This window comes from Falsiroseomonas selenitidurans, assembly GCF_012103215.1.
In the GTDB taxonomy this organism is placed as follows: Bacteria; Pseudomonadota; Alphaproteobacteria; order Acetobacterales; family Acetobacteraceae; genus Falsiroseomonas; species Falsiroseomonas selenitidurans.
Genome location: NZ_JAAVNE010000023.1, coordinates 58,933 through 84,344, shown reverse-complemented (window position 1 = coordinate 84,344; position 25,412 = coordinate 58,933). Strand labels below are relative to the sequence as shown.

Here is a 25,412-nt window from a genome sequence, read left to right as displayed (position 1 = left end):
CCCTCGACGCCGCCCTTGGTCACCACGATGCCGGCGGCGAGGGAGACGAGCAGCGCCGGGATCTGCCCCACCAGCCCGTCGCCCCCCGTCAGGAAGCCGCCGGAGGCCGCCGCCACCCCGCCGGCCGCCGCAAGCCGCCCGGCGCCGCGCCCGGTGCAGCCGGCCATCCACATCACCCCTGCCCGCCCCGCCGCGCCGGTGGTGCGCACCACGCAGGCCGCGCCGGCCCCCACCTTCGTCTCCGCGCTCGGCGGCGCCACCTCGCTCGGCATCGGCCGGCCGACGATGGCCCCGCCGGTGCCCTTTTCCTCGGCCAATGCCGCCACGCTGAACGGTCGCTGAGCCCGCGCGCATGACCCAGCTCCCCCCCGCCCCCGACGCCCCGCCCGCCGGCCGCACCATCGGCCAGAGCGCCCAGCCGCGCACCGAGCTGGTGCGGGTGGCGCAGCCGGAGCTGGTGCGCCGCGCGGTGATGGAGCGCACGCGGTCGCGGCTGCTGGTCGCCGCCGGCGGCTTCGCCCTGCTGTTCGGCGCCGTGGCCGCAAGGCTCGCGGATGCCACGCTGATCTCGCCGGCAGAGCCGAAGCGCCTGGCGGCGATGGCGCGGCAGAGCCAGCCGCCGGCCGAGCACCTGCCCGGCCGCGCCGCCATCACCGACCGCAACGGCGAGTTGCTGGCGGTGACGCTGCCCATCACGGCGCTCTACGCCAACCCGAGCGAGGTCCAGGACGCGGCCGGCGTCGCCCGGCGGCTGGTCGGCGTGCTGCCGCAGCTGAACCTGGAGCGGGTGACGGCGCGGCTGAGCGGGGAGCGGCAATTCGCCTACCTGGCGCGCGCGCTGACGCCGCGCGAACAGCAGGCGGTGAACTCGCTGGGCATTCCGGGCCTGTATTTCGAGGAAGCCGAGCGCCGCATCTACCCGCAGGGCCGCTCCGCCGCGCATATCCTGGGCGGCGTCGACGTGGACGGCAACGGCACCGCCGGGGTGGAACGCTATTTCGACGAGCGGCTGCGCGAGCGCCGCGGCATGGATCTGCAGCTGTCCATCGATGTCCGCGTGCAGCTGGCGCTGCGCGACGCGGTGCAGCAGGCGATCACGGACTACAACGGCATCGGCGGCGCCGGCATCCTGCTGGATGTGCAGAGCGCCGAGGTGCTGGGCATGGTCTCCCTGCCCGATTTCGACCTGGCGGAGCCGGCGCGGCCGGAAGCCGTGGCGCCGGGCCAGGACCAGCAGGGCCAGAACCCGCGCTTCAACCGCGCCACCGTCGGGGTGTATGAGCCGGGTTCCACCTTCAAGCTGCTCACCGCCTCCATGGCGCTGGAGCTCGGCACGGTGAATGTGTGGGGCGGCTACGATGCCTCCCGCCCGATCCGCTACGGGCGCTTCACGATCAACGACTACCGCGGCAAGGGCCGCTGGCTAGCCCTGCCGGAGATCCTGGCCTATTCCTCGAACCTCGCCTCCGCCCACATGGCGGCGGCGGTGGGGCCGCAGCGGCACCGCGAATTCATGGTGCGCATGGGCATGGGCTCGCGCATCGGGATCGAACTGCCGGAGACGGCGCTGCCGCTGATCCCGCGCCCGAATGCCTGGCGCGACATCAACACCATGACGATCGGCTTCGGCCACGGCATCTCCGTCACGCCGCTGCATGTCGTCACCGGCATCGCCGCCGTCGCCAATGGCGGCATCCTGCGCCAGCCGACGCTGCTGGCCCGCCCGCCGGGGACCATCGCCGAGGGCACGCGGGTGCTGAGCGAGGGCACCTCCGCCACCATGCGGCGGCTGATGCGGCTGGTGGTGACCGACGGCTCCGGCCGCAGCGCCGACGTCCCCGGCTATTTCGTCGGCGGCAAGACCGGCACGGCGCAGAAGATCGGCGCCAATGGCCGCTACCTGCAGAACAAGCGCATCGCCGCCTTCGTCGGCGCCTTCCCGATCAACGCCCCGCGCTACGCCCTGTATGTGATGGTGGACGAGCCGACGCCGAATGCGCGCAGCCACGGCTTCGCCACCGCCGGCTGGGTCGCCGCGCCCGCGGCCGGGGAGGTGGTGCGCCGCGTCGCCCCCGTGCTGGGCATGGCGCCGGAGACGGAGCGCGTGGCCGAGATCCAGGCCGGGCTCGCCATCGCCATGCAGCCAGCCCGGCCGCGCGGCGGCCCCCCCACCCGCACCGGCGCCGCCCCGCGCCCGGCCGCCCCGACCACCCAGGCCGAGGCCCCGCGCCGCACCGCCCAGAACCCCGCTCTGCTGCGGGAGGCGAGCATTGCCCCGCGATGAGGCCGCCACCGCGCGCCGCCTGGACAGGTTGCTGCGGTCGGTGCCCGGGCTGCGTGCCCCCGATGCTGCGCTGCCGGCCCTGGCAGGGCTGACGGCGGACAGCCGCGAGGTCGCGCCCGGCCACCTGTTCGCCGCCCTGCCCGGCAGCCGCGCCGATGGCAGCCGCTTCATCGCCGATGCCGTGGCGCGCGGCGCCGCCGCCGTGCTGGCGCCCGAGGGCACCGCCTGGCCGGAGGGCGTGCCGGCGCGGCCGCTGATCCAGGCGGCCGATCCACGCCGCGCCCTGGCGCTGCTGGCGGCCGCCTTCCATGGCCGGCAGCCGGCAACCGTGGTGGCCGTCACCGGCACCAACGGCAAGACCAGCACGGTGGATTTCCTGCGCCAGATCTGGACGCTGGACGGGCGCCGCGCCGCCTCGCTCGGCACGCTGGGGCTGCGGGCGGAGGGCTTTCCGGAAGGCCCTTCGCTGACCACGCCGGATCCCGTGGCGCTGCAGGGGCAGCTCGCTGCGCTGGCCGATGCGGGCTTCACCGCTGCGGCGCTGGAGGCCTCCTCCCACGGGCTGGAGCAGCGGCGGCTGGATGGCGTGGCGCTGGCCGCCGCCGGCTTCACCAACCTGACGCGCGACCACCTGGACTACCATGGCGACATGGCGGCCTATGCCGCGGCCAAGCTGCGGCTGTTCGACACGCTGCTGCCGCCCGGCGCGGCGGCGGTGGCCCATGCGGAGATGGAACCCGGGGTGCTGGCGGCGCTGGCCCGCATCGCCCGGGACCGCGGGCTGCGGCTGCTGACCGTGGGCGAGGGCGGGGAGGCGCTGCGCCTGCTGGCCCAGGCGCCGCTGCCGGATGGCCAGGACATCACCATCGAGGGCTTCGGCCAGCGGCACCGGCTGCGGCTCGCCCTGCCTGGCCGTTTCCAGGCCGACAACGCGCTGATGGCGGCGGGGCTGGCGATCGGTGCCGGCATGGCGCCCGGCCGCGCGCTCGCCCTGCTGGCGGCGCTGCGTGGCGTACGCGGTCGGATGGAACTGGCGGCGCGGCTGGCGCATGGCGCCGCGGTCTATGTGGACTACGCGCATACGCCGGATGCGCTGGACCGGCTGCTGCGGGCGCTGCGCGCGCATGTGGCGCCCGGCGCCCGGCTGCATGCGCTGTTCGGCGCCGGCGGCGACCGGGACCCGGGCAAGCGGCCGCTGATGGGTGCGGCCTGCGCAGCGCTGGCCGATACCTGCTGGGTGACGGATGACAACCCGCGCAGCGAGGACCCGGCCGCGATCCGCGCCGCCGTGCTCGCCGCCTGCCCCGGCGGCATCGACGCCGGGGAGCGTGCCGGCGCCATCGCCCGCGCCGTGGCGGCGCTGCGGCCCGGGGATGTGCTGGCGGTGGCCGGCAAGGGGCATGAAGGCGGCCAGACCATCGGCGGCACCACCCTGCCCTTCGACGATGTGGCGGTGGTGCGCGAAGCGGCCGGCGCGGCATGACGGCGCTGTGGGACAGCGCCGGGCTGCGGGCCGCCACCGGCGGGATGCTGGCGGCCGAGGTGGCGGTGCGGGGCGTGTCGATCGACAGCCGCGCCGTCGCCCCGGGCGACCTGTTCGTGGCGCTGCGCGATGCGCGGGACGGCCATGATTTCGCCGCCGATGCGCTGGCGCGCGGCGCCGCTGCGGCGCTGGTGGACCATGTGCCGCCGGGCGTCGCGCCGGAGGCGCCGCTGCTGCGGGTGGGCGACACGCTGGAAGGGTTGCGCGCGCTGGGCGCGGCCGGGCGGGCGCGCAGCGGCGCGCGGGTGGTGGGCGTGACCGGCAGCGTCGGCAAGACGACGACGAAGGAAATGCTGCGCGCCCTGCTCGGCCGTTTCGGGCCGACACATGCGGCGGTGGCCAGCTACAACAACCATTGGGGCGTGCCGTTGACGCTCGCCCGGATGCCGGCCGCGTCGCGCTTCGCGGTGATCGAGATCGGCATGAACCATCCGGGGGAGATCGCGCCGCTGGCGGCGCTCGCCGCCCCGCATGTCGCCGTCATCACCGCCGTCGCGGCGGCGCATCTGGGCCATATGGGCAGCCTGGAGGCCATCGCGCGGGAGAAGGCGGCCATCCTGTCCGGGCTGCGGCATGGCGAGCCGGCCGGCAGCGCGGTGCTGCCGGCGGAGAGCCCCTTCCTGCCGCTGCTGCGCCAGGAAGCCGGTGCGGCGCGCGTGCTGACCTTCGGCGAGGGCGGCGATGTCCACGCCGTCTCCATCGCGCCGGATGCGGAGGGCAGCGACGTGGTGGCGGAGGTGGCGGGCACGCGGCTCGCCTTCCGGCTGGGCACGCCGGGGCTGCACATGGCCGGCAATGCGCTGGCGGCGCTGGCCGCGGTGGCGGCGCTGGGCCTGGACGTGGCGCAGGCGGCGCCGGCGCTGGCCGGCTTCCGCGCGCTGGCGGGGCGCGGCGACCGGCGGGCCATCGCCACGCCCGATGGCGGCACGGCGACGCTGCTGGACGAGGCCTATAACGGCCAGCCGCCGTCCATGCGCGCCGCGCTGGCGCTGCTGCGCCTGCTGCCGGCCCGGCGCCGCGTGGTGGTGCTGGGCCAGATGGGCGAGTTGGGCGAATTCGCCGCGGCGGAACATGCGGCTTTGGCGCCGCATGTCGCCGCCTCGGCCGATCTGGTCTTCGCCTGCGGGACGCAGATGCGCGCCATGCTGGCGGCGCTGCCGGCGGGCCATCCCGTCGCCTGGACCGAAACCTCCGCCGAGCTGGCCCCGCTGGCCGCGGCGGCGCTCCGCGACGGCGATGCCGTTCTTGTCAAAGGCAGTCTGGCGACGGGCATGAAGACCGTGGTGCAGGCGCTGTGCGAAAGCCTCCCCCGATGATCTTCCACCTTCTCGCCCCCCTGGCCGACGGCTTCGCGTTGTTCAACGTGGTGCGCTACGTCACCTTCCGGGCCGGGGCGGCCTGCCTCACCGCGCTGGTCATCGCGCTGTTCTTCGGCCCGATGCTGATCCGCTGGCTGCGCGCCACGCAGAATGGCGGCCAGCCGATCCGCGAGGACGGGCCGGCGAGCCACCTGCTGACCAAGAAGGGCACGCCGACCATGGGCGGCGTGCTGATCCTGCTGGCGCTGACCGGGTCCACCCTGCTGTGGGCGGATCTGCGCAACGGCTTCGTCTGGTGCGTGCTGCTCGTGACCCTGGGCTTCGGCGCGCTGGGCTTCGCCGATGACTGGCTGAAGGTCACCAAGCGCAACACCAAGGGCGTGTCCGGCCGCCACAAGCTGATCGCGCAGGCGGCGATCGGGCTGCTGGCGGCGGTGTGGCTGAGCTTCCTGATGCCGGAGCCGCTGGCCGACAAGCTGGCGCTGCCGGTGTTCAAGGAGGTGCTGATCGGCCTGGGCTTCGCCTTCCCGATCCTGGCCATGCTGGTGATGATGGGCGCGTCCAATGCGGTGAACCTGACCGACGGGCTGGATGGCCTGGCCATCGTGCCGGTGATGATCGCGGCCGGCGTCTTCGCGCTGATCGCCTACCTGGTCGGCAACCGCATCTTCGCCGACCATCTGCAGCTGCACGCCGTGGCAGGGTCCGGCGAGCTGGCGGTGTTCTGCTCCGCGCTGATCGGCGCCAGCCTGGGCTTCCTGTGGTTCAACGCGCCGCCGGCGGCGGTGTTCATGGGCGACACGGGCTCGCTCGCACTGGGCGGCGCGCTGGGCGCGGTGGCCGTCGCCACCAAGCATGAGATCGTGCTGGCGATCGTCGGCGGGCTGTTCGTGGTGGAGACGCTGTCCGTCATCATCCAGGTCTTCTGGTTCAAGCGCACCGGGCAGCGCGTGTTCCTGATGGCGCCGCTGCACCATCATTTCGAGAAGAAGGGCTGGGCGGAGCCGACCATCGTCATCCGCTTCTGGATCATCGCGATGATCCTCGGGCTGGTCGGCCTCTCGACGCTGAAGCTGCGATGAACAGCGCAAGCCGCCCCGGCACGGATTTCCGGCCCTTCGCCGGCCAGCGCATCGCGGTGGTCGGGCTCGGCCGCGCCGGGCTGCCGGCGGCGGCGCGGCTGCGCGACTGGGGGGCGGAGGTCGCCTGCTGGGATGACGGCGCGCCGGCCCGTGCGGCGGCGGAAACGGCGGGGTTCGTGCTGCGCGATCCCTCGCAGGGCCGCCTGGCGGCGGATGCGCTGCTGCTGTCCCCCGGCATCCCGCACACCCTGCCACGGCCACACCCGGCGGCGGCAGCGGCGCGCGCGGCTGGCGTGCCGATCCTGTGCGACGTTGAATTTCTCTACCGGGCGGTGCGCGCCGCCGGCAGCCAGGCGGCCTTCCTCGGCATCACCGGGACCAACGGCAAGTCCACCACCACCGCCCTGCTGCACCACATCCTGGCAGTTGCGGGACGGGTTTCGGAGGTCGGCGGCAACCTGGGCCCGGCGGCGCTCGGACTCAACATGTTGGGGTCGGAAGGCTTCTACACCCTCGAAATGTCGAGCTACAGCTTGGAGCGAATCGCCTCCGTCGGCTTCAAGGTAGGGGTGATGTTGAACCTGAGCCCCGATCATCTCGACCGCCATGGAAGCATGGCCGGCTATGCTGCTGCGAAGGCAAATGTCTTCGCGCGGCAGGGCCGGGATGACTTCGCAGTGCTCGGTCAGGACGATGCTTTATCCACAAGCATGGCCGCTGGGCTGGCCGCCAGGCTGGTGCCGATTTCGGGCCAGCGGCCGATCCCGGGCGGCGTCTGGGCGGCAGACCGCAGCCTGCGCGACGATGCCGGGGAGATCGCCGACCTGCGCCAGGCCCCTGCCCTGCCCGGCAGCCACAATGCGCAGAACGCCGCCGCGGCCGCCGCCACGGCGCTGGCACTCGGCATCGGGCGGGCCGCGATCGCCGCCGGGCTCGCCAGCTTCGCCGGCCTGCCGCACCGTCAGGAGCTGGTGGGCGAGATCGGCGGCGTGCGCTTCATCAACGACAGCAAGGCCACCAATGCGGACAGCGCGGCGCGGGCGCTGGCCAGCTACGACCGCGTGGTGTGGATTGCCGGCGGCACCGGCAAGGAAGGCGGGATCGAGAGTCTGGCGCCGCAGTTCGGCCGCATCGCCCGCGCCATCCTGATCGGCCGCGACGGCCCGGCCTTCGCCGCGACGCTGGCCGCCCATGGCGTGCCGCAGGAAGTGGCGGGCACGCTGGAGGCGGCGCTGCCGGCCGCAGCCGCGGCCGCCCGCGGCGGCGCGGCGCCGGTGGTGCTGCTGTCCCCGGCCGCGGCGTCCTGGGACCAGTTCACCGGCTTCGATGCGCGTGGCGACCGCTTCCGCGCGCTGGTCCAGGCCATGGCCGCCGCGGATTGGGGGAGGGCGGCATGATGCAGGTCTCCCGCGCCGATACCTCGACCGTCGGGCGCTGGTGGTGGACGGTGGACCGCTGGACGCTGGCGGCGCTGCTGACGCTGATCGGCTTCGGCTATGTCATGATGCTGGCAGCGAGCCCCGCGGTGGCGGAGCGCATCGGCGCGGCGTCGCGCAACATGTTCTTCATCCGCCAGATTGCCTACCTGGCACTGGCGGCCAGCGTGCTGGTGCTGGTCTCCATGCTGACGGTCAAGCAGGTGCGGCTGCTGGCCTGGATCGGCCTGGGTGCGGCCATGGCGATGGTGGCGGCGACCCTGGCGGTGGGGGCGGAGATCAAGGGCGCGCGGCGCTGGATCGCGCTGCCCGGCATCGGGTCCCTGCAACCTTCGGAATTCCTCAAGCCCTGCTTCGCGGTGGTCGCGGCCTGGCTGATCGCGGAGGGCCGGCTGCAGCGCCGGCACGGCGCCACGCTGCTGGCGCTGCTGCTGTTCGGCCTGATCGCGCTGCTGCTGCAGCGGCAGCCGGACATCGGCATGCTGCTGGTCGTCAGCGCCGTGTTCTTCGCGCAGTTCTTCGTCGCCGGCCTGAACATGATCGTGGTGGCGGTGGCAGGGCTGCTGGGCATGGCGGGGGCCGTCGGCGCCTATTTCCTGTTCCCGCACGTGCAGGCGCGGGTGCAGCGCTTCCTCGATCCCACCGCGGACAACTACCAGGCGGAGGTGGCGCTGGAGGCCTTCGGCAATGGCGGGTTGCTGGGCCGCGGCCCGGGCGAGGGCCGCATCAAGAACGTGCTGCCGGACGCGCATGCGGACTTCGTCTTCGCCGTGGCCGGGGAGGAATTCGGCCTGGTGGTCTGCCTGGTGATCCTGGGGCTGTTCGCCTTCGTCGTGGTGCGCGGCCTGGTGCGGCTGCTGGGCGAGACCGACCTGTTCGTGGTGCTGGCCTGCGCCGGGCTGCTGACGCAGTTCGGGCTGCAATCCTTCATCAACATGGCGTCCTCCCTCCACCTGATCCCGACCAAGGGCATGACGCTGCCCTTCGTGTCCTATGGCGGGTCCTCCGTGGTGGCCATCGCGCTGGGCATGGGCATGCTGCTGGCGCTGACGCGCCGCCGGCTGTCCCGCGCCGAGGAAGCACGATGATGCGGGGCCCGGCCGTGCGCCCGATCGTGATCGCCGCCGGCGGCACCGGTGGCCACCTGTTCCCGGCGGAGGCGCTGGCGGCGGAGCTGGTGGCGCGTGGCGAACGCATCGCGCTGATGACGGACCAGCGCAGCGCCGCCTATGAAAGCCCTGCCTTCGGCAATGCCGAACGCTTCGTGCTGAAGGGCTCGGGCCTGGCTGGCCATGGGCTGCGCGGCGCGGCGCGGGGCGCGCTGGCGCTGGCCGCCGGCACCATTGAGGCGCGGCGCATCCTGACGCGGCTGGATGCCGTGGCGGTGGTGGGCTTCGGCGGGTATCCCTCCGTCCCGCCGCTGCTCGCCGCGCGCACCCTGCCGCGCGCGACGCGGCCGGCGACGGCCCTGCACGAACAGAATGGCGTGCTGGGCCGCGCCAACCGGCTGCTGGCGCCGGGCGCCGACCTGCTGGCGCTGTCGGCGGCGGACACGGCGCGCGTGCCGGGCACCGCGCATGTCGCGGTGGTGGGCAACCCGGTGCGCCCGGCGCTGGCGGCGCTGGCCGGGCGCGGCTTTGCGGCGCCGGGACCGGAGGGGGCGATCCGCCTGCTGGTGCTGGGCGGCAGCCTGGGCGCGCGCATCTTCTCCGACATCGTGCCCGACGCCGTGGCGCTGCTGCCGGAGGCGCTGCGCCAGCGCCTGGTGGTGACGCAGCAGACGCGGGCGGAGGACCTGCCGCGGGTCGAGACCGCCTATCGCGCCGCCGGCGTGCCGGCGGACCTCTCGCCCTTCTTCGGCGACATCGCGGTGCGGCTGTCCATGGCCCATCTGGTCGTGGCGCGCGCCGGCGCCTCCACCGTGGCGGAGCTGGCCTGCGCCGGGCGGCCTGCCGTGCTGGTGCCGCTGCCGCAGGCGATCGACGACCACCAGACGGCCAATGCGCGCCTCCTGGAAAGCGCCGGGGCTGCCTGGGTCATGGCGCAACCCTCCTTCACGCCGCAGGCGCTTGCGCGGCAGATGGTGGCGATGTTCACCACCCCTGCCGTGCTGTCCCGCGCCGCCGCCGCGGCGGCCGGGCTGGCCCGGCCGGATGCGGCGCGGCGCCTGGCCGACCTGGTGCAGGGGCTGACGCGACGCGCCGAACCGCCAACGATCATGCGCCAGCTGGCGCCGGAGTCCCGCTGATGCGCGCGCTGCCCCTTTCCATCGGGCCGATCCATTTCGTGGGCATTGGCGGCATCGGCATGTCCGGCATCGCGGAGGTGCTGCACAACCTGGGCTACACGGTGCAGGGCAGCGACATCGCGGAGGGCTACAACGTCACCCGCCTGCGCGAGAGCGGCATCCCGGTGGCGGTCGGGCACGACGCCGCCAATCTGGGCGCGGCGCAGGTCGTCGTCGTCTCCACCGCGGTGAAGCGCGACAATCCGGAGGTCCAGGCCGCGCGCGCCCGGCTGATCCCGGTGGTGCGGCGGGCGGAGATGCTGGCGGAGCTGATGCGGCTGCGCTGGGCCGTCGCCATCGGCGGCACGCATGGCAAGACCACCACCACCAGCCTGGTGGCCTGCGTGCTGGAAGCGGCGAAGCTCGATCCCACCGTGATCAATGGCGGCATCATCAACGCCTATGGCACCAACACGCGCCTCGGCGCCGGCGACTGGATGGTGGTGGAGGCGGATGAGAGCGATGGCAGCTTCCTGAAGCTGCCCGCCGTCTGCGCCGTGGTGACCAACATGGACCCGGAGCACCTCGACCATTGGGGCACCGCGGAGGCGATGAAGGAAGGCTACGCCCAGTTCGTCGGCAACATCCCCTTCTACGGCTTCGCCGTGCTGTGCGCGGACCATCCGGAGGTGCAGGCGATGATCCCGCGCCTGTCGGATCGCCGCATCATCACCTACGGCTTCTCACCGCAGGCCGATGTGCGGGCGGAGAAGCTGATCACGGACCGCATGGGCGCGACCTTCGAAGTGGCGGTGCGCGACCGCGCCACCGGGCGCAGCCGCACGCTGAAGCCGATGCGCCTGCCGATGCTGGGCAGCCACAATGTGCAGAACGCCATGGCGGCGATCGCCATCGGGCTGGAGATGGACATCGACGAGGGCACCATCCGCACCGCGCTGATGGGCTTCAAGGGCGTCAAGCGCCGCTTCACCCGCACGGGGGAAGCCGGCGGCATCACCGTGATCGACGATTACGGCCACCATCCGGTGGAGATCGCCGCGGTGCTGAAGGCGGCGCGCCAGGCCGGCGCGCGCGACGTGGTGGCCGTGGTGCAGCCGCACCGCTACTCCCGCCTCGCCTCGCTGTTCGAGGACTTCTGTACCTGCATGAACGATGCGGGCACGGTGATCGTCGCGGATGTCTATGCGGCGGGCGAACCGCCGATGCCCGGCTTTGACCGGGACGCGCTGGTGGATGGGCTGCGCGCGCGCGGGCATCGCAGCGTTGTGCCGCTGCCCGGGCCGGACAGCCTGGCGGAAATGGTCAACGCCATCGCCAAGTCCGGCGACTACGTGATCTGCCTCGGCGCCGGCAACATCACCGGCTGGGCGCATGCGCTGCCGGAACAGCTCCTGGCGCTGCAGTCGCGCACCCGGCCGCGCCTTGCGGGCGGCATGAAGTGACGGCGCCGCGCGACATGGCCCCGCACGCCACCCTGCCGCCGCTGCGCGGGCGCGTGCAGGCCGCCGCGCCGCTGGCACCCTTGACCTGGTTCCGCGTCGGCGGGCCGGCGGAATGGCTGGTGCGGCCGGCCGATGCCGACGACCTGCTGCTGCTGCTGCGCGACCTGCCGAAGGCAGTCCCGCTGACCGTGATCGGCGCGGCGTCCAACCTCATCATCCGCGATGGCGGCGTGCGCGGCGTGGTGCTGCGCCTGGCGGGCCGCGGTTTTGGCGCGGTGGTGGCGGAGGCGGATGGAATCATCGCCGGCGCCGCGGCGCTGGATGCGGTGGTGGCGGAACACGCCGCCGCGGCGGGGCTCGCCGGGCTCGAATTCCTCTCCGGCATCCCGGGCAGCATCGGCGGCGCGGTGGCGATGAATGCCGGCGCCTATGGGCGCGAAGTGGTGGATGCGCTGGACTGGGCGGAGGTGGCGACGCCCGCCGGCCTGCTGCGGCTGGATGCCGCCGGCCTGCGCATGGCCTATCGCCATGCCGAATTGCCGCCGCGCGGCGTGGTGGTGCGCGCGCGCTTTCGCGCCATGCCGGGCGATGCCACGCGGATCGCGGCCGAGATGGGGCGCATCCGCGCGGCGCGGGAAGCCACGCAGCCGGTGCGCGCGCGCACCGGCGGTTCCACCTTCCGCAACCCGCCGGGCGCCAAGGCCTGGGCGCTGGTCGATGCCGCCGGCTGCCGCGGGCTGCGGCTCGGCGGCGCGCAGGTCTCCGAGCTGCACGCGAATTTCCTGCTCAACACCGGCGACGCCACCGCAGCCGATATCGAGGGGCTGGGCGAGACGGTGCGGGCGCGGGTGCTGGCGCAGTCCGGCGAGACGCTCGACTGGGAAATCCGGCGGATCGGCGAGGTGGCGGCATGAGCGAACGCGTGGCCGTGCTGTTCGGCGGTGTCTCGGCGGAACGCGAGGTGAGCCTCGCGACCGGCGGGCAGGTGATGGCGGCGCTGCGCGCGGCGGGCTTCGCCGTGCTGCCCATCGAGGTGGGCGGCGACCTGGTCGCGGTGATCGGCGCGCTGCAGGCGGCGAAGCCTGACGTGGTGTTCAACGCGCTGCATGGCCGCTACGGCGAGGATGGCTGCATCCAGGGCGTGCTGGACTGGCTGGGCCTGCCCTACACGCATTCCGGCGTGCGCGCCTCCGCCGTCGCCATGGACAAGGCGGCGGCCAAGGCGGTGTTCCTGGCGGCGGGCCTGCCGGTGGCGACCTCGCGCCTGGTGACGCCGGAGGAGCTGGAGGCGGCGGACCCGCTGCCCCTGCCCTATGTGGTGAAGCCGGTGAACGAGGGCTCCTCGGTCGGCGTCGAGATCTTCCGTGAAGGCAGCAACCGGCGCGCCGAAGTGGCGCGGGCCTGGCGCTTCGACAGGCGCATCATGGCGGAGGCCTTCATCCCGGGGCGCGAGCTGACCGTCGCCGTGATGGGCGACCGCGCGCTGGAGGTGACGGAGATCGACACCGGCCACGTCTTCTACGACTACGAGGCGAAATACGCCGATGGCGGCAGCCGCCACACCCTGCCCGCCCCGGTACCGGCGGAAACCCGTGCCGAGGCCATGGCGATCGCGCTGCGCGCGCACCAGGCACTTGGCTGCCGTGGCGTGTCCCGCGCCGACCTGCGCTACGACGACACCGAAGGCGCGCCAGGGCGGCTGTACCTGCTGGAGGTGAACACCCAGCCCGGCATGACGCGGACCTCGCTGGTGCCGGAACAGGCGGCGCATGTCGGCATCGGCTTTCCGGAGCTGTGTGCCTGGATGGTGCGGGAGGCCCGGCATGGCCCGTAGCGCGACGCTCACCGCCCGCCGCCCGGTGCGCGCGGAGAAGCGGCCGGAGCCCGACCGGCCCAGCCGGCTGCGGCTGTGGCTGAAGCGCCGGCGCGGGCTGCTGCGGCCGGCGGCGCTGTGGCTGATGGGCTGCTTCGTGCTCGGCGCCGCGGGCTATGCGGTCTATGCCGCGGACCCCGCCGGGCGGGTGCGCGCGGTGGTGGAGAATGCGGCGGAGATCGGCCTGGCGGCGGGGCTGGCGGTGCAGGAGGTGGTGGTGGAAGGCCGGCAGAACACGCCGGCCGACCTGATCCGCGCCGCCATCGGCGCCGAGCTCGGCGACCCGATGCTGGCCTTTTCGCCGGAGGAGGCGCGGGCGCGGCTCGAGACCATCGCCTGGGTCGAGGCCGCGCATGTCGAGCGCCGCCTGCCCGGCACCATCCTGGTGAAGCTGACGGAACGCACCCCCTTCGCCATCTGGCAGCACCAGGGCCGCTTCTCGATCATCGACCGCGAAGGCCTGGTGGTGGAGACGGAGACGCTGGATGCCTTCGGCCCGCTGCCGCTGGTGGTCGGTGCGGGCGCCGACAAGCACGCGGCGGGGCTGTACGACCTGCTGCTGGCGCACCGGTCGATCCTGGCGCGCACCCAGGCGCTGGTGCGCGTCGGGGAACGGCGCTGGAACCTGCGGCTGCACAATGGCGCCGACGTGCTGCTGCCGGAGGGCCAGGAAGCGCCGGCGCTGAACCGGCTCTCGGAACTGCAGGCGCGCAACGCGCTGCTGGACCGGCCGCTGGCCTCGGTCGACATGCGCCTGCCGGACCGGCTGGTGGTGCGCCAACAGCCTGGCACGGTGGAGCCGCCGGCAGCCCGCCGCAATGCGCGGAACACCCGCGGATGAACGCGCTGCCGCGCCTGCCGATGGGGACGGAGCCGCCGCCGGAACGGCGCCGCCGCGGCGCCCGCAGCGGCACCTTCGGCGTGCTCGACATCGGCACGACCAAGGTGGTGTGCCTGATCGCGCGCATCGAGGGCGATGGCGAACCGCGCGTGCTGGGCTTCGGCTGGCAGCGCGGCCGCGGCGTGAAGGGCGGCTCCATCGTCGACCTGGAGGAGGCGGAGCGCGCCATCCGCGCCGCCGTCGGCCAGGCGGAGGAGATGTCCGACACGCAGCTGACGGGCGCCATCGTCAACCTGTCCTGCGGCCAGCCGGACAGCCGGCTGCTGAACGTGCAATGGCCGATCGGCGGCCGCGCGGTGACCGAGGCCGACCTGCGCGCCATCCTGGCCGAAGGCCGCCGCCGCGGCACGGAGGATGGGCGGGAGACGGTGCATGGCGCGCCGGTGTCCTTCACCGTGGATGCGACGCCGGGCGTGGACGACCCGCGCGGCATGGTCTGCGAATCGCTCGGCGCCCGCGTGCACCTGGTCGATGCCTCCCAGGCCGCGCTGCGCAATCTGGGCGCCTGCCTGGCCCGCTGCGACCTGGAGGTGGAGGAGCTGGTCTCCTCGCCCCTGGCCGCCGGGCTGGCGACGCTGGTGGAGGACGAGAAGCGCATCGGCGCCACCGTGATCGACATGGGTGGCGGCACCACCTCGCTCGCCGTCTTCACCGAGGGGCAGCTGATCCACACGGCACAGATCCCGGTGGGCGGCTGGCAGGTGACGAACGACCTGGCGCGCGTGCTGTCCACGCCGATCAGCCATGCGGAGCGGCTGAAGACGCTGCATGGCGGCGCCATGGCGGCCGCGGACGATGAGCGCGAGATGCTGCCGGTGCCGCTGGTGGGCGAGGACGAGGACCACATCGCCCGCGTGCCGCGCACCATGATCGTCAACATCATCCGGCCGCGGCTGGAGGAGACCTTCGAATTCGTCCGCGAACGGCTGGAAGCGGCCGGCGTGGCGAAGGAAGCCGGCACCCGCGTGGTGCTGACCGGCGGCGCAAGCCAGCTGATCGGCGCGCGGGAGTTGGCGGCGCGCGTGCTGGACCGGCAGGTGCGCATCGGCCGGCCGCGCGGCGTGCGCGGCCTGCCGGACACGGCGGGTGGCCCGCCCTTCGCCGCGGCCATCGGGCTGCTGGCCTGGGGCGCCGGCGAAGGCCGCCCGCTGATCGACATCGCCGCCGGTGGGGAGCGCCCGCGGGGCACTCTACGCCGGCTCATCGAATGGCTGCGGGTGCGCGTGTGATGCGCCCCGCCGGCTTCCCCCAACCCTCTCTCACGGCCCGACACAAGGCTGCGCTTTCCGGAAAGGTCCACCCATGACCCTGAACCTGACGATTCCCACCCAGCAACACACGGATTTCAGCCCGCGCATCACCGTCATCGGCGTCGGCGGCGGCGGCACCAACGCGGTCAACAACATGGTGACCATGGGGCTGGAGGGCGTTGAGTTCCTGGTGGCCAACACCGACGCGCAATCCCTGCAGCACAGCAAGGCCGACCGCCGCGTGCAGCTCGGCTCCTACCTGACGCAGGGCCTCGGCGCGGGCGCCAAGCCCGAGATCGGCCGCGGCGCGGCGGAGGAGGCGGAGACCGAGCTGGCGCGCCACCTGGAAGGCAGCCACATGGTCTTCGTCACCGCCGGCATGGGCGGCGGCACCGGCACCGGCGCGGCCCCGGTGATCGCCCGCATGGCGCGGGAACGCGGCATCCTGACCGTCGGCGTGGTGACCAAGCCCTTCGACTTCGAGGGGCCGAAGCGCCGCAAGGCGGCGGATGCCGGCATCGAGGAACTGCAGCAGTTCGTCGACACGCTGATCGTCATCCCGAACCAGAACCTGTTCCGCCTGGCGAATGAGCGCACGACCTTCGCGGAAGCCTTCCGCATGGCCGACAACGTGCTCTACATGGGCGTGCGCGGCGTGACCGACCTGATGGTCAACCCCGGCCTGGTGAACCTGGACTTCGCCGACATCCGCACCGTGATGGCGGAGATGGGCAAGGCGATGATGGGCACCGGCGAGGCCGAGGGCGAGGGCCGCGCGGTGAAGGCGGCGGAGGAAGCCATCAGCAACCCGCTGCTGGAGGACACCTCCATGCACGGCGCGCGCGGCGTGCTGATCAACATCACCGGCGGCCTCGACATGACGCTGTTCGAGGTGGACGAGGCGGCCAACCGCATCCGCAAGGAAGTGGACGAGGACGCCAACGTGATCTTCGGCTCCTCGGTCGACGAATCGATGAATGGCCGCCTGCGCGTCTCCGTCGTCGCCACCGGGATCGATGCGCGCGAGGCGCGGGAGGCGGAGCGGCCGAAGCTGGTGGCGGTGGGCGGTGGCGGCGGGCTGCAGGCGGTGGCCAGCGCCCCGGTGCCGCCGGCGCATGGGCCGGCCGCCCACGCGCCGCAGCCGGCGATGCGCGCGCCGGGCGGCTTCACGCCGCTCGTCGCGGCGCAGCCGGCGCCGACGATGCGGCCGGCACAGACCTACGCCCAGCCGGCCCCGGTGCAGGCGGCCCCCGCCCCGGCGGAGATGGCGCCGCTGGCCGAGGCGCCGGTGACGCTGGCGCAGCCGGCGGAGCCCGCACTGCGCGCCCCGGCGGTCAGCCGCCAGGCGCCGCAGCCGATGCCGCCGGCACAGCCGGGCGGGCTGAACAACCTGTTCCGCCGCGCCACCGGGCTGATGCGCCGCGACCTGCCGGAAGGCCCGGTGCCGCAGCATGTCCAGCCGCGCATGGAGCCCGCCCCGGCACCGCGCCCGGTGGCGCCGCCGGCGCAGCAGGATGAGATGGGCCTCGACATCCCGACCTTCCTGCGCCGCCAGACCAACTGAGCGGGCCGCCAGGCAGCCCGGCGCACCCGCTTCGGGGGGCGCCGGGCGAATGCGGCAGATCAGGGCAAAATACGGCGAAATTGGGGCTTCGCCGCACCGCAAAAATCGTTCTAAATCAGCGCCTTGTGACGTAATACGGAGAAACAAGGCTTGAATGGCCCAAGCCCCGGCGCCGTGGCACATACAGCCTGGGACGCCGGCCTTCCGGCACCCTGCCAGGATCGGCCTTCGCGCCGGCCCCGGCTTTGGTGGACACGCCTGATCCGCAGGCCGCCTCGCGCGGCGGCGGCACCGGGTGAGCCCAGGGGCGCAGGACGAGCATGGACGGTTTCCTTCCGATCGAACGGCGGCGGCGCAGGACGCTCAGGACGGCGATCGGCTGCGTTGGCGTCGGCCTTCACAGCGGCCGTCGCGTTGCCCTGACCATGCGACCCGCCGCGGCCGGCACCGGCATCGTCTTCCGCCGCACCGATCTCGACATCGCCATCCCCGCCCGTTTCGATCGCGTGGTGGACACCCGCCTCTGCACCGCCCTGGTGGCGGAAGGCGCGCCGCAGGCGCGCATCGGCACGGTGGAACACGTGATGGCGGCGCTCGCCGGGTCCGGCGTGACCGATGCCATCCTGGACCTGGACGGCCCCGAGGTGCCGATCCTGGACGGTTCCGCCGCCCCCTTCCTGTTCCTGATCGACTGCGCCGGGCTGACGGTGCTGGACGCGCCGGCCCCGGTGATCGAGGTGCTGTCCCGCATCCGGGTGGAAGACCGCGACGCCTTCGTGGAACTGCAGCCGGCCAGCCTGCCGGGCTTCGAGGCGACGTTGGGCATCGAGTTCCCCGCCACCGCCATCGGCAGCCAGTCGGTGAACCTGCGCGTCACCCCCGGCTCCTTCCGCGAAGGGCTGGCGGATGCCCGCACCTTCACCCTGGCCGAGGAGATCGCGCGGCTGCGCGCCGCCGGGCTGGCGCAGGGCGGCAGCCTCGACAATGCCATCGTGGTGGACGGGCCGCTGGTGCTGAACCCCGGCGGGCTGCGCCGGCCGGACGAATTCGTGCGCCACAAGCTGCTGGACGTGGTGGGCGACCTGGCCCTGGCCGGGGCGGCGCTGTCCGCCCGCTTCATCGGCCACCGGTCGGGCCATGCGCTGAACAACCGCCTGCTGCGGGCGCTGTTCGCCGATCGCAGCGCCTGGCGCATGGTGGATGGCGAGATGCCGATGGATGGCGTGACCACCCGCCTGCCCGCCGCCGCCGCCCCGGCGATGGCCTGACCCGTCGCGGCCGGGTGGCATCGCCGCCACCCGCCGGTGAAGTGACAGGCCCGGCGCGAGGGGCTAGGACAGGCGAAACCCCCGAGGCAACCTCGCCTTGCCGGGACCATGCCGCGGCATGGTAAAGGGAAGCCCCATGCCGGACCGGTGCGCGATGATTCGACGCCTTCTGCCCTTGCTCCTCCTCCTCCTCCTGCCCATCGCCGGCTGCACGGCCTGGGACGGGCGCGACAACACGCTCGGCCGCCGCCCGGCGGCGACAGCGGCGAATACCACGCCGGAAGCGCTGTACGCCGAGGGGATGGAAGCGCTGACCGCGGAACGCTACCAGCGCGCCGTCGAACTGTTCGACACGGTGGAGCGCGAGCACCCCTATTCGGCCTTCGCCACCAACGCCAAGCTGATGTCCGCCTATGGCGAGTACATGCGCAACCGCTACACGGAAGCGCTGGGCGCCCTGGACCGCTTCATCCAGCTGCATCCGGCGCATCGCGACATCGCCTATGCCTACTACCTGCGCGCGCTGTCCTACTACGAGCAGATCAACGACACGCAGCGCGACCAGCGCACCACCGAACAGGCCATGGCGGCGCTGCAGGACGTCTCGAACCGCTTTCCCAACACGCCCTATGCCCGCGACGCCCGCCTGAAGATGGACCTGGCGCGTGACCACCTGGCGGGGCGGGAGATGACGATCGGCCGCTTCTACCAGACGCGCCGGCTCTACACCGCCGCCATCGGCCGCTTCCGCCGCGTGGTGGACGACTACCAGACCACCAACCATGTGCCGGAGGCGCTGCACCGCCTGACGGAGCTGTACCTGACCATGGGCCTGGTGGACGAGGCGCGGCGCACCGCCGCCGTGCTGGGCCACAACTACCCGGGCAACCCCTGGTATCAGGACAGCTACGCGCTGCTGGTGGATGGCGCCGAGGGCACCGAGGTGAACCGGCCCGGCTTCTTCGGCCGCGTGGTCGGCTCCATCTTCTGACGCCGGGCGCGCGGTTGGCGTCATGCTGACCTCGCTCGCGATCCGCGACATCGTGCTGATCGAGCGGCTGGACCTGGCCTTCGGGCCGGGCCTGACCGTGCTGACCGGCGAGACCGGCGCCGGCAAATCCATCCTGCTGGACAGCCTGGGGCTGGCGCTGGGTGCGCGCGCCGAATCCGGGCTGGTGCGGACCGGCCAGGCCCAGGCCAGCGTCGCCGCCGCCTTCGCCCCCGCCGACGCCCACCCCGCCCGGACCCTGCTGACCGAACAGGGGATCGAGGCGGATGACGAGATCGTCCTGCGGCGCATCGTCACCACCGATGGAAGGTCCCGCGCCTTCGTCAACGACCAGCCGGTGGGGCTCGCGCTGCTGCGCCGGCTGGGCGCGCTGCTGGTGGAGGTGCAGGGCCAGCACGACCAGGTGGGGCTGACCGACCCGGCGCATCATGCCGGGCTGCTGGACGCGGCCGGCGGGCTGGACCCGCTGCGCCAGGCCAGCGCCACCGCACACCGCGCCTGGCGGGAGGCGGAGCGGGTGCTGGCGGCGGCGCGGGAGCGCATTGCCGCGGCGCAGCGCGACGAGGATTTCCTGCGCCACGCGGTGGCCGAGCTGGAAAGCCTGGCCCCGGCGGAAGGCGAGGAGGACGATCTGGCGGCGGAGCGCCAGCAGCTGCAGCAGGGCGAGCGACGCGGCGAGGCGATCGCGGAGGCGCTGGCCAGCCTGCAGCCGCGCGACCGCCGCAGCGCCAACCCCGCCGCGGCGCTGCGCGGCGCCGCCCGCGCCCTGGAACGCCTGCCGGCGCCGAACACGGATGCGGAGCCGGCGCTGGAGGCCATCGGCCGGGCGCTGGATGCACTCGGCGAGGCGGAGACGGCGCTGGAACGCCTGGTGCAGGACGCCGCGCCCGACCCGCGCCGGCTGGAACAGGTGGAGGAACGCCTGTTCGCGCTGCGCGCCGCCGCGCGCAAGCATTTGGTGGCCGTGGTGGAACTGCCGGCGCTGCTGGCCTCGCTCAGGGAACGCCTGGCGGCGCTGGATGCCGGGACGGGGGAGGTCTCGGTGGCGGAAGCGCGCGTCGCCGCCACCCGCGCCACCTATCTCGACGCCGCCGGCCGGCTGACCGCGGCGCGGCGGGACGCGGCGGCGAAGCTGGAACGGTCCCTGGCGCGGGAATTGCCGCCGCTGAAGCTGGACCGCGCAAGGCTGGTGGTGGAGGTGGCGCCGCGCCCGGAAGCCGCCTGGGGGCCGGAGGGGATGGACCGGGTGACCTTCCTGGTCGCCACCAACCCCGGTCAGGCACCGGGCGCGCTGGACAAGGTGGCCTCGGGCGGCGAACTCTCCCGCCTCATGCTGGCGCTGAAGGTGGTGCTGGCGCGCGGGTCCCCGGTGCCGACGCTGGTCTTCGACGAGGTGGACAGCGGCGTCGGCGGCGCCACGGCGGCGGCGGTGGGCGAACGCCTGCTGCGGGTGGCGGAACGGCTGCAGGTGCTGGTGGTGACGCATTCGCCGCAGGTGGCCGCGCGCGGCAGCCGGCACCTTTCCGTCGCCAAATCGGTGAAGGCCGGGCGGGCGGAAACCCGCGTGACGCCGCTGGATGCGCCGCAGCGGCGGGAGGAGATCGCCCGCATGCTGGCCGGGGAGCATGTGACGGAGGCCGCGCGCATGGCCGCCGACAGCCTGCTGGCGGGCGGGCTGCTGTGATCCGGGCGGCGACCGCCGCGGATGCGGCGGCGGTGGCGGCGCTGGTCAACGCCATCAACAGCCTGGACGGGCACGCGCCGGCGGAGCCGATGACGGCGGCGGTGGTGCTGCGCGACCTGGTCTGCGCCGCGCCCAAGGCGCTGCTGCGGGTGGCGGAATGGCAGGGCCGGGTCGCGGGCTTCGCCACCGCCGGGCTGGTCTACGACGCGGAACGCCAGGCCTGGGCGATGATGCTGCTGGACCTGTATGTGGCGCCGGAAGCCCGCCGCCGCGGCCTGGCGCGCGGGCTGATGGCGGCGGTGGCCCGGGTGGCGCTGCGCGAGGGCGCGCGCTGCCTCTGGTGGGGCGTCGATGAGGGCGACGCGGCGGCGACGCGCTTCTACCGCGCCATCGGCGCGACCCGGGAAGGGCTGTTCAGCGGCGAGTTGCTGGAAGGCGCGGCGCTGGCGCGGCTTGCCGGCACGGAAAGGGGCGGAGGATGACGGAAAACGGCTTGCGCGCCCGGGCCGTGGCGGCGCTGACGGAGGCGGAGGCGGCGGCGGAACTGGCCGCGCTGGCCGCCGAGATCGCGCATCACGACGCCGCCTATCACCGCCGGGACGCGCCGGAGATCACCGATGCGGCCTATGATGCGCTGGTGCGCCGCAACCGCGCCATCGAGGCCCGCTTCCCCGATCTGGTCCGCGACGACAGCCCGAGCCGCAAGGTGGGGGCGGAGACGGCGGACGGATTCGCCAAGCTGCGGCACGGCGTGCCGATGCTCTCGCTCGACAACGCCTTCGGCGATGCGGATTTCCTGGAATTCACCGCCTCCGTCCGGCGCTTCCTGCGGCTGGGGGCGGAGGAGACGCTGGCCTTCGTGGGGGAGCCGAAGATCGACGGGCTGTCGATCAACCTGCTGTATGAGGATGGCGCCTTCCTCCGTGGCGCGACGCGCGGCGACGGGACGGAGGGCGAGGACGTCACCCGCAACCTGCTGACCCTGCCGGAGGCCGAATTGCCGCGCCGGCTGGCGGGCACGGCGCCGGCCCGCATCGAGATCCGCGGCGAGGTCTTCATGGAGAAGGCGGATTTCCTCGCCTACCGGGACCAGCAGGCGCGCGCGGCGGCGGAGCGGGAGGAACGGCGCGAGCGCGGGGAAAAGCTGGGCCCGGCCATCGTCGTGCCGGTGAACCCGCGCAACGCCGCCGCCGGGTCGCTGCGGCAGCTCGACCCGGGCGTGACGGCGCAGCGGCCGCTGAAGCTGTTCGCCTATGCCATGGGGGAGGCCAGCGCGGTGCCGGCGGAGACGCATTCCGGCTGGCTCGACCAGCTGCGGCAATGGGGCTTCAGGGTCAATCCGGCCTCGGCGATGCTGGAGAATGAGCAGGCGGCCCTGGGCTTCCAGCAGCGCATGGCGGCAGGCCGCGCGGCGCTGCCCTACGACATCGACGGCGTGGTCTACAAGCTGGACCGGCTGGACTGGCAGCGCCGGCTGGGCTTCGTCGGCCGCGCGCCGCGCTGGGCCATCGCCTGGAAATTCCCCGCCGAGCAGGCGGAGACGGTGCTGCTGGATATCGAGATCCAGGTCGGCCGCACCGGGGCGCTGACACCGCGCGCGGTGATGCAGCCGGTGGGCGTCGGCGGCGTCATGGTCACCCATGCCAGCCTGCACAATGAGGACGAGATCGCCCGGAAGGATGTGCGGATCGGCGACACGGTGGTGCTGCAGCGGGCGGGGGACGTGATTCCGCAGATCGTCGCCGTGGTGCTGGAGAAGCGGCCGGCGGAAGCGACGCCCTTCGCCTTCCCGGACCGCTGCCCGGCCTGCGGCAGCCATGCCATCCGCCCGAACGGGGAGGTGGTGAAGCGCTGCACCGGCGGGCTGATCTGCCCGGCGCAGACGGTGGAACGCCTGATCCACTTCGCGCGCCGCAATGCCATGGATATCGAGGGTCTGGGCGAGGAGAACATCCAGGCGCTGCACGAGGCGGGCCTGGTGAAGACGCCCGCCGACATTTTTCGCATCAAGGACCATGCCGAGACGATCCGTGGCTGGGAGGGATGGGGCGCGAAATCCGGCAGGGACGCGAAGCGCCTGACCAACCTGCTGGCCGCCATCGAGGCGCGGCGCCGCGTGCCGCTGGAGCGCTTCATCTTCGCGCTGGGCATCCGCCGCATCGGCGAGGCCAATGCCAAGCTGCTCGCCCGGCACTACGTCTCCTATGCCGAATGGCGCGAGAAGATGGTGGCCGCCACCACCATCGGCTCCGAGGCGCGGGAGGAGCTGGGCTCGATCCAGGGCATCGGCCCGGCCATCGCCACCGAGCTGGCCGAGTTCTTCGCCGAGGAACGCAACCGCGCGGCGCTGGACGACCTGGCGCGGGAGGTGACGCCGGAGGATGCCGTGGTGGCCGCCACGGCCGACAGCCCCTTCGCCGGCAAGGTGATCGTCTTCACCGGCTCGCTGGAGACCCTCTCGCGCGACGAGGCGGAGGCGCAGGCGGAACGGCTGGGCGCCAAGGTGACGAAGAGCGTGTCGAAGAAGACCGACTTCGTGGTGGTCGGGGCGGATGCCGGCAGCAAGGCGAAGAAGGCCGCGGAGCTGGGGCTGCGCGTGCTGACGGAGCTGGATTGGCGGGCGATGGCCGGGCTGGACCGAACCGATCCGCGCTGACCATCAGCGGCGCTGATCCGCCGCATCAAGCCTATTCGTTTCCCTGCTTGCGGCCGGCGCGGCAGGCTCCGCCCCATGCCGCTCGACCCGCAGCTTTTCGCCGCCTTCCTGCTGGCCGCCTGGGTGCTGATCCTGACGCCGGGGCCGGACATGCTGTTCGTCATCGGCCAGGCGCTGGCCGGCGGGGCGCGGCGCGGCTGGGCGGCGATGTTCGGCATCGTCACCGGCGCGATGGTGCATGTGGCGCTGGTGACCTCCGGCGTCGCGGCGCTGATCGCGGCCTCCCCTGCCCTGTTCGAGGCGTTGCGGCTGGCCGGCGCGGGCTACCTGATCTGGCTCGGCCTTGGCGCGCTGCGCGCCGCGTGGCGCGGCGGCGGGGCGCTGCGGCCGGCGGCGCCGGCGCGGGCCGCCTTCCGGCAGGGGTTCCTGACCAACCTGACCAACCCGAAGGTCATCCTGTTCTTCCTGGCCTTCCTGCCGCAATTCGTCGACCCGGCGCGCGGCCCGGCCTGGCTGCAGATGGTGCTGATGGGGCCGCTGGTGCCGCTGATGAGCCTGCCGGCCTATGGCCTGCTGATCGCCGGGGCCGGCCACGCCGCGGCGCGGCTGGGCCGCCAGGCGCGCTGGCTGGAGGGGCTGGCGGGGGCGATCTTCCTCGGCCTCGGCCTGCGGCTGCTGTTCGGCCTGCGCCCGGCATGACCTTGCGCGGGATACGGCGCGAGGCGTAACAGCATGGCATGTCCGCCTTCTTCGTCGCCGCGCTGCTGCTCTCGGTCGCGGCCTATCTGCACACAAGCTCCACCCGGCCGGAGATGCGCCCGGCGCATCCGCTGATCGACCTGCTGTGGCGCGTGCTGTCCTTCGCCGCCCTGCTGGCCTGGGCGGGGCTGCTGCTGCGCGGCTTCTATGAGCGCCACTGGTCGGATGCGGTGGCGGCGCTGCTGGGGTCCTTCGCCGTGAACTGGTGGTTCGGCCATCGCGGGCCGAAGCCGGCCTGGCCGGCGGTCTCCATGCTGTTCGCGGTCAGCGGGCTCGGCCTGGCAACCTATTCCTTCCTTTACGAGTAGGGCGGCAGGTCGAGCCGCCAGGATTCGGGATCCTCGTCGGAGACGGGGAACATCGCCCGCACCAGCGGGTCGTGGCCGGGGATGACCAGGCTTTCGTCGCCGCCGGCCAGCGCGCGCGCCTTGCGCCAGCCCTGCACCATGGCGCCGACGTCGAAGACGATCGGGAAGGGGATCTGCCGGCGCATATTCGCGTAGTAGTGGCTGGCGTCGCCGGCGATCACCAGCGGGCCGCGGGCGGTGATGGCGCGCACCATCTGCAGCCCGTCCGAATGGCCGCCAATGCCGTGCAGCGTCAGGCCTGGCGCCACCTCCCCCTCCCCGTCATGGAACTGCACGCGCTCCGCATAGACGGCGCGGATGAGGCGGACCACGTCCTCCACCTCGAAGGTCGAGCGCAGGCAGGGGCCGCACATGTGCCGCCCCGTGGCGAAGGCCACCTCCCGGTCCTGGATGTGGAAGGTGGCGTTGGGGAACAGGTCCAGGTTGCCGGCATGGTCGTAGTGCAGGTGGGTGATGACCACGTCGCGGATCGCGGCCGGGTCGCTGCCCACGGCGCGCAGCGCGGCATCGACCGGACGCAGGATGCTGCGGCCGCGCCTCGCCCCGGTTTCAGCGGTGTAGCCGGTGTCCACCAGCACCTCCCGCCCCCCGGGGCCACGCAGCAGCCAGACGAAGTAGTCCATCGGCATCTGCTCATGCGCATCCGGCACGGGCATCATGAAGTTCGCCTGCACGGTGCGCGGTTCGTGCCGCGCGTAGCGCAGCGCCAGGACCTGCCACATGGCG

At 73.4% G+C, this 25,412-nt stretch carries 22 protein-coding genes and 1 pseudogene; 21 read left to right on the top strand and 2 right to left on the bottom strand.

The window, feature by feature from the left end; all coding sequences use genetic code 11:
• Nucleotides 1-92 (bottom strand): annotated as a pseudogene (locus HEQ75_RS15180) (FHIPEP family type III secretion protein); the annotation flags it as partial.
• A gap of 61 nt (nt 93-153) precedes the next feature.
• On the opposite strand from HEQ75_RS15180, the gene HEQ75_RS15175 reads away from it, so the two are divergent.
• From HEQ75_RS15175 to HEQ75_RS15075, 21 genes are all read left to right on the top strand, one after another.
• Nucleotides 154-342 carry a hypothetical protein gene (locus HEQ75_RS15175; protein WP_168032032.1) on the top strand — a complete coding sequence of 63 codons (189 nt, stop codon included), beginning with the start codon at nt 154-156 and terminating at the stop codon, nt 340-342.
• A 10-nt stretch (nt 343-352) separates the two neighbouring features.
• Nucleotides 353-2,284 (top strand): peptidoglycan D,D-transpeptidase FtsI family protein, encoded by a 1,932-nt coding sequence (locus tag HEQ75_RS15170; RefSeq protein WP_168032030.1) that lies wholly within the window; start codon nt 353-355, stop codon nt 2,282-2,284.
• A 19-nt stretch (nt 2,285-2,303) separates the two neighbouring features.
• Nucleotides 2,304-3,767, top strand: coding sequence for a UDP-N-acetylmuramoyl-L-alanyl-D-glutamate--2,6-diaminopimelate ligase (locus tag HEQ75_RS15165; protein WP_168032040.1), 1,464 nt, complete (start codon nt 2,304-2,306; stop codon nt 3,765-3,767).
• A complete protein-coding gene (locus HEQ75_RS15160) occupies nt 3,764-5,143 on the top strand; it encodes a UDP-N-acetylmuramoyl-tripeptide--D-alanyl-D-alanine ligase (protein WP_168032028.1) in 1,380 nt (459 codons plus the stop codon). Before HEQ75_RS15165 ends, HEQ75_RS15160 begins: the two co-directional genes overlap by 4 nt.
• Nucleotides 5,140-6,228 (top strand): phospho-N-acetylmuramoyl-pentapeptide-transferase, encoded by a 1,089-nt coding sequence (gene mraY / locus HEQ75_RS15155; RefSeq protein ID WP_168032026.1) that lies wholly within the window; start codon nt 5,140-5,142, stop codon nt 6,226-6,228. Before HEQ75_RS15160 ends, mraY begins: the two co-directional genes overlap by 4 nt.
• The gene (gene murD / locus HEQ75_RS15150) at nt 6,225-7,625 is read left to right on the top strand and encodes a UDP-N-acetylmuramoyl-L-alanine--D-glutamate ligase (RefSeq protein ID WP_168032024.1); all 1,401 of its coding nucleotides are present in this window, start codon (nt 6,225-6,227) and stop codon (nt 7,623-7,625) included. The genes mraY and murD overlap by 4 nt, the downstream gene beginning before the upstream one ends.
• Nucleotides 7,622-8,752, top strand: coding sequence for an FtsW/RodA/SpoVE family cell cycle protein (locus HEQ75_RS15145; RefSeq protein ID WP_168032022.1), 1,131 nt, complete (start codon nt 7,622-7,624; stop codon nt 8,750-8,752). The genes murD and HEQ75_RS15145 overlap by 4 nt, the downstream gene beginning before the upstream one ends.
• A complete protein-coding gene (gene murG / locus HEQ75_RS15140) occupies nt 8,749-9,912 on the top strand; it encodes an undecaprenyldiphospho-muramoylpentapeptide beta-N-acetylglucosaminyltransferase (RefSeq protein ID WP_168032020.1) in 1,164 nt (387 codons plus the stop codon). The genes HEQ75_RS15145 and murG overlap by 4 nt, the downstream gene beginning before the upstream one ends.
• On the top strand, nt 9,912-11,354 hold the full coding sequence (gene murC / locus HEQ75_RS15135) for a UDP-N-acetylmuramate--L-alanine ligase (protein ID WP_168032018.1): 1,443 nt from the start codon (nt 9,912-9,914) through the stop codon (nt 11,352-11,354). Before murG ends, murC begins: the two co-directional genes overlap by 1 nt.
• A gap of 14 nt (nt 11,355-11,368) precedes the next feature.
• Entirely contained in the window at nt 11,369-12,268 is a 900-nt protein-coding gene (gene murB, locus HEQ75_RS15130) for a UDP-N-acetylmuramate dehydrogenase (protein WP_168032016.1), read from the top strand.
• Nucleotides 12,265-13,188 (top strand): D-alanine--D-alanine ligase, encoded by a 924-nt coding sequence (locus HEQ75_RS15125; RefSeq protein WP_168032014.1) that lies wholly within the window; start codon nt 12,265-12,267, stop codon nt 13,186-13,188. Before murB ends, HEQ75_RS15125 begins: the two co-directional genes overlap by 4 nt.
• A complete protein-coding gene (locus HEQ75_RS15120; protein ID WP_268887761.1) occupies nt 13,178-14,068 on the top strand; it encodes a cell division protein FtsQ/DivIB in 891 nt (296 codons plus the stop codon). Before HEQ75_RS15125 ends, HEQ75_RS15120 begins: the two co-directional genes overlap by 11 nt.
• Nucleotides 14,065-15,357, top strand: a complete 1,293-nt coding sequence (gene ftsA / locus HEQ75_RS15115) for a cell division protein FtsA (RefSeq protein ID WP_168032012.1) — start codon at nt 14,065-14,067, stop codon at nt 15,355-15,357. The genes HEQ75_RS15120 and ftsA overlap by 4 nt, the downstream gene beginning before the upstream one ends.
• Before the next feature lie 73 nt (nt 15,358-15,430).
• On the top strand, nt 15,431-16,942 hold the full coding sequence (gene ftsZ / locus HEQ75_RS15110) for a cell division protein FtsZ (protein ID WP_168032010.1): 1,512 nt from the start codon (nt 15,431-15,433) through the stop codon (nt 16,940-16,942).
• Nucleotides 16,943-17,262: 320 nt separating this feature from the next.
• Nucleotides 17,263-18,210 (top strand): UDP-3-O-acyl-N-acetylglucosamine deacetylase, encoded by a 948-nt coding sequence (gene lpxC / locus HEQ75_RS15105; protein ID WP_168032008.1) that lies wholly within the window; start codon nt 17,263-17,265, stop codon nt 18,208-18,210.
• 175 nt (nt 18,211-18,385) lie between these two features.
• Nucleotides 18,386-19,201, top strand: a complete 816-nt coding sequence (locus HEQ75_RS15100) for an outer membrane protein assembly factor BamD (RefSeq protein WP_328734039.1) — start codon at nt 18,386-18,388, stop codon at nt 19,199-19,201.
• 22 nt (nt 19,202-19,223) lie between these two features.
• The gene (recN, locus tag HEQ75_RS15095; protein WP_168032004.1) at nt 19,224-20,903 is read left to right on the top strand and encodes a DNA repair protein RecN; all 1,680 of its coding nucleotides are present in this window, start codon (nt 19,224-19,226) and stop codon (nt 20,901-20,903) included.
• Nucleotides 20,900-21,385, top strand: a complete 486-nt coding sequence (locus HEQ75_RS15090) for a GNAT family N-acetyltransferase (protein WP_168032002.1) — start codon at nt 20,900-20,902, stop codon at nt 21,383-21,385. Before recN ends, HEQ75_RS15090 begins: the two co-directional genes overlap by 4 nt.
• Nucleotides 21,382-23,559, top strand: coding sequence for an NAD-dependent DNA ligase LigA (gene ligA / locus HEQ75_RS15085; protein ID WP_168032000.1), 2,178 nt, complete (start codon nt 21,382-21,384; stop codon nt 23,557-23,559). Before HEQ75_RS15090 ends, ligA begins: the two co-directional genes overlap by 4 nt.
• Nucleotides 23,560-23,634: 75 nt before the next feature.
• Nucleotides 23,635-24,258: a LysE family translocator gene (locus HEQ75_RS15080; RefSeq protein ID WP_168031998.1), complete on the top strand. Its 624-nt coding sequence runs from the start codon at nt 23,635-23,637 to the stop codon at nt 24,256-24,258.
• A gap of 38 nt (nt 24,259-24,296) precedes the next feature.
• Nucleotides 24,297-24,626 (top strand): hypothetical protein, encoded by a 330-nt coding sequence (locus tag HEQ75_RS15075; RefSeq protein WP_168031996.1) that lies wholly within the window; start codon nt 24,297-24,299, stop codon nt 24,624-24,626.
• On the opposite strand, the gene HEQ75_RS15070 is transcribed toward HEQ75_RS15075, so the two are convergent.
• Nucleotides 24,617-25,408, bottom strand: a complete 792-nt coding sequence (locus HEQ75_RS15070; protein ID WP_168031994.1) for an N-acyl homoserine lactonase family protein — start codon at nt 25,406-25,408, stop codon at nt 24,617-24,619. The genes HEQ75_RS15075 and HEQ75_RS15070 overlap by 10 nt on opposite strands.
• Nucleotides 25,409-25,412: the final 4 nt, after the last annotated feature.

Coding starts and splice junctions, on each gene's coding strand:
- HEQ75_RS15170 (WP_168032030.1), top strand. CDS start 353: ATGACCCAGCTCCCCCCCGCCCCCGACGCCCCGCCCGCCGGCCGCACC.
- HEQ75_RS15160 (WP_168032028.1), top strand. CDS start 3,764: ATGACGGCGCTGTGGGACAGCGCCGGGCTGCGGGCCGCCACCGGCGGG.
- mraY (WP_168032026.1), top strand. CDS start 5,140: ATGATCTTCCACCTTCTCGCCCCCCTGGCCGACGGCTTCGCGTTGTTC.
- murD (WP_168032024.1), top strand. CDS start 6,225: ATGAACAGCGCAAGCCGCCCCGGCACGGATTTCCGGCCCTTCGCCGGC.
- HEQ75_RS15145 (WP_168032022.1), top strand. CDS start 7,622: ATGATGCAGGTCTCCCGCGCCGATACCTCGACCGTCGGGCGCTGGTGG.
- murG (WP_168032020.1), top strand. CDS start 8,749: ATGATGCGGGGCCCGGCCGTGCGCCCGATCGTGATCGCCGCCGGCGGC.
- murC (WP_168032018.1), top strand. CDS start 9,912: ATGCGCGCGCTGCCCCTTTCCATCGGGCCGATCCATTTCGTGGGCATT.
- murB (WP_168032016.1), top strand. CDS start 11,369: ATGGCCCCGCACGCCACCCTGCCGCCGCTGCGCGGGCGCGTGCAGGCC.
- HEQ75_RS15125 (WP_168032014.1), top strand. CDS start 12,265: ATGAGCGAACGCGTGGCCGTGCTGTTCGGCGGTGTCTCGGCGGAACGC.
- HEQ75_RS15120 (WP_268887761.1), top strand. CDS start 13,178: ATGGCCCGTAGCGCGACGCTCACCGCCCGCCGCCCGGTGCGCGCGGAG.
- ftsA (WP_168032012.1), top strand. CDS start 14,065: ATGAACGCGCTGCCGCGCCTGCCGATGGGGACGGAGCCGCCGCCGGAA.
- ftsZ (WP_168032010.1), top strand. CDS start 15,431: ATGACCCTGAACCTGACGATTCCCACCCAGCAACACACGGATTTCAGC.
- lpxC (WP_168032008.1), top strand. CDS start 17,263: ATGGACGGTTTCCTTCCGATCGAACGGCGGCGGCGCAGGACGCTCAGG.
- recN (WP_168032004.1), top strand. CDS start 19,224: ATGCTGACCTCGCTCGCGATCCGCGACATCGTGCTGATCGAGCGGCTG.
- ligA (WP_168032000.1), top strand. CDS start 21,382: ATGACGGAAAACGGCTTGCGCGCCCGGGCCGTGGCGGCGCTGACGGAG.
- HEQ75_RS15080 (WP_168031998.1), top strand. CDS start 23,635: ATGCCGCTCGACCCGCAGCTTTTCGCCGCCTTCCTGCTGGCCGCCTGG.
- HEQ75_RS15075 (WP_168031996.1), top strand. CDS start 24,297: ATGTCCGCCTTCTTCGTCGCCGCGCTGCTGCTCTCGGTCGCGGCCTAT.
- HEQ75_RS15070 (WP_168031994.1), bottom strand. CDS start 25,408: ATGTGGCAGGTCCTGGCGCTGCGCTACGCGCGGCACGAACCGCGCACC.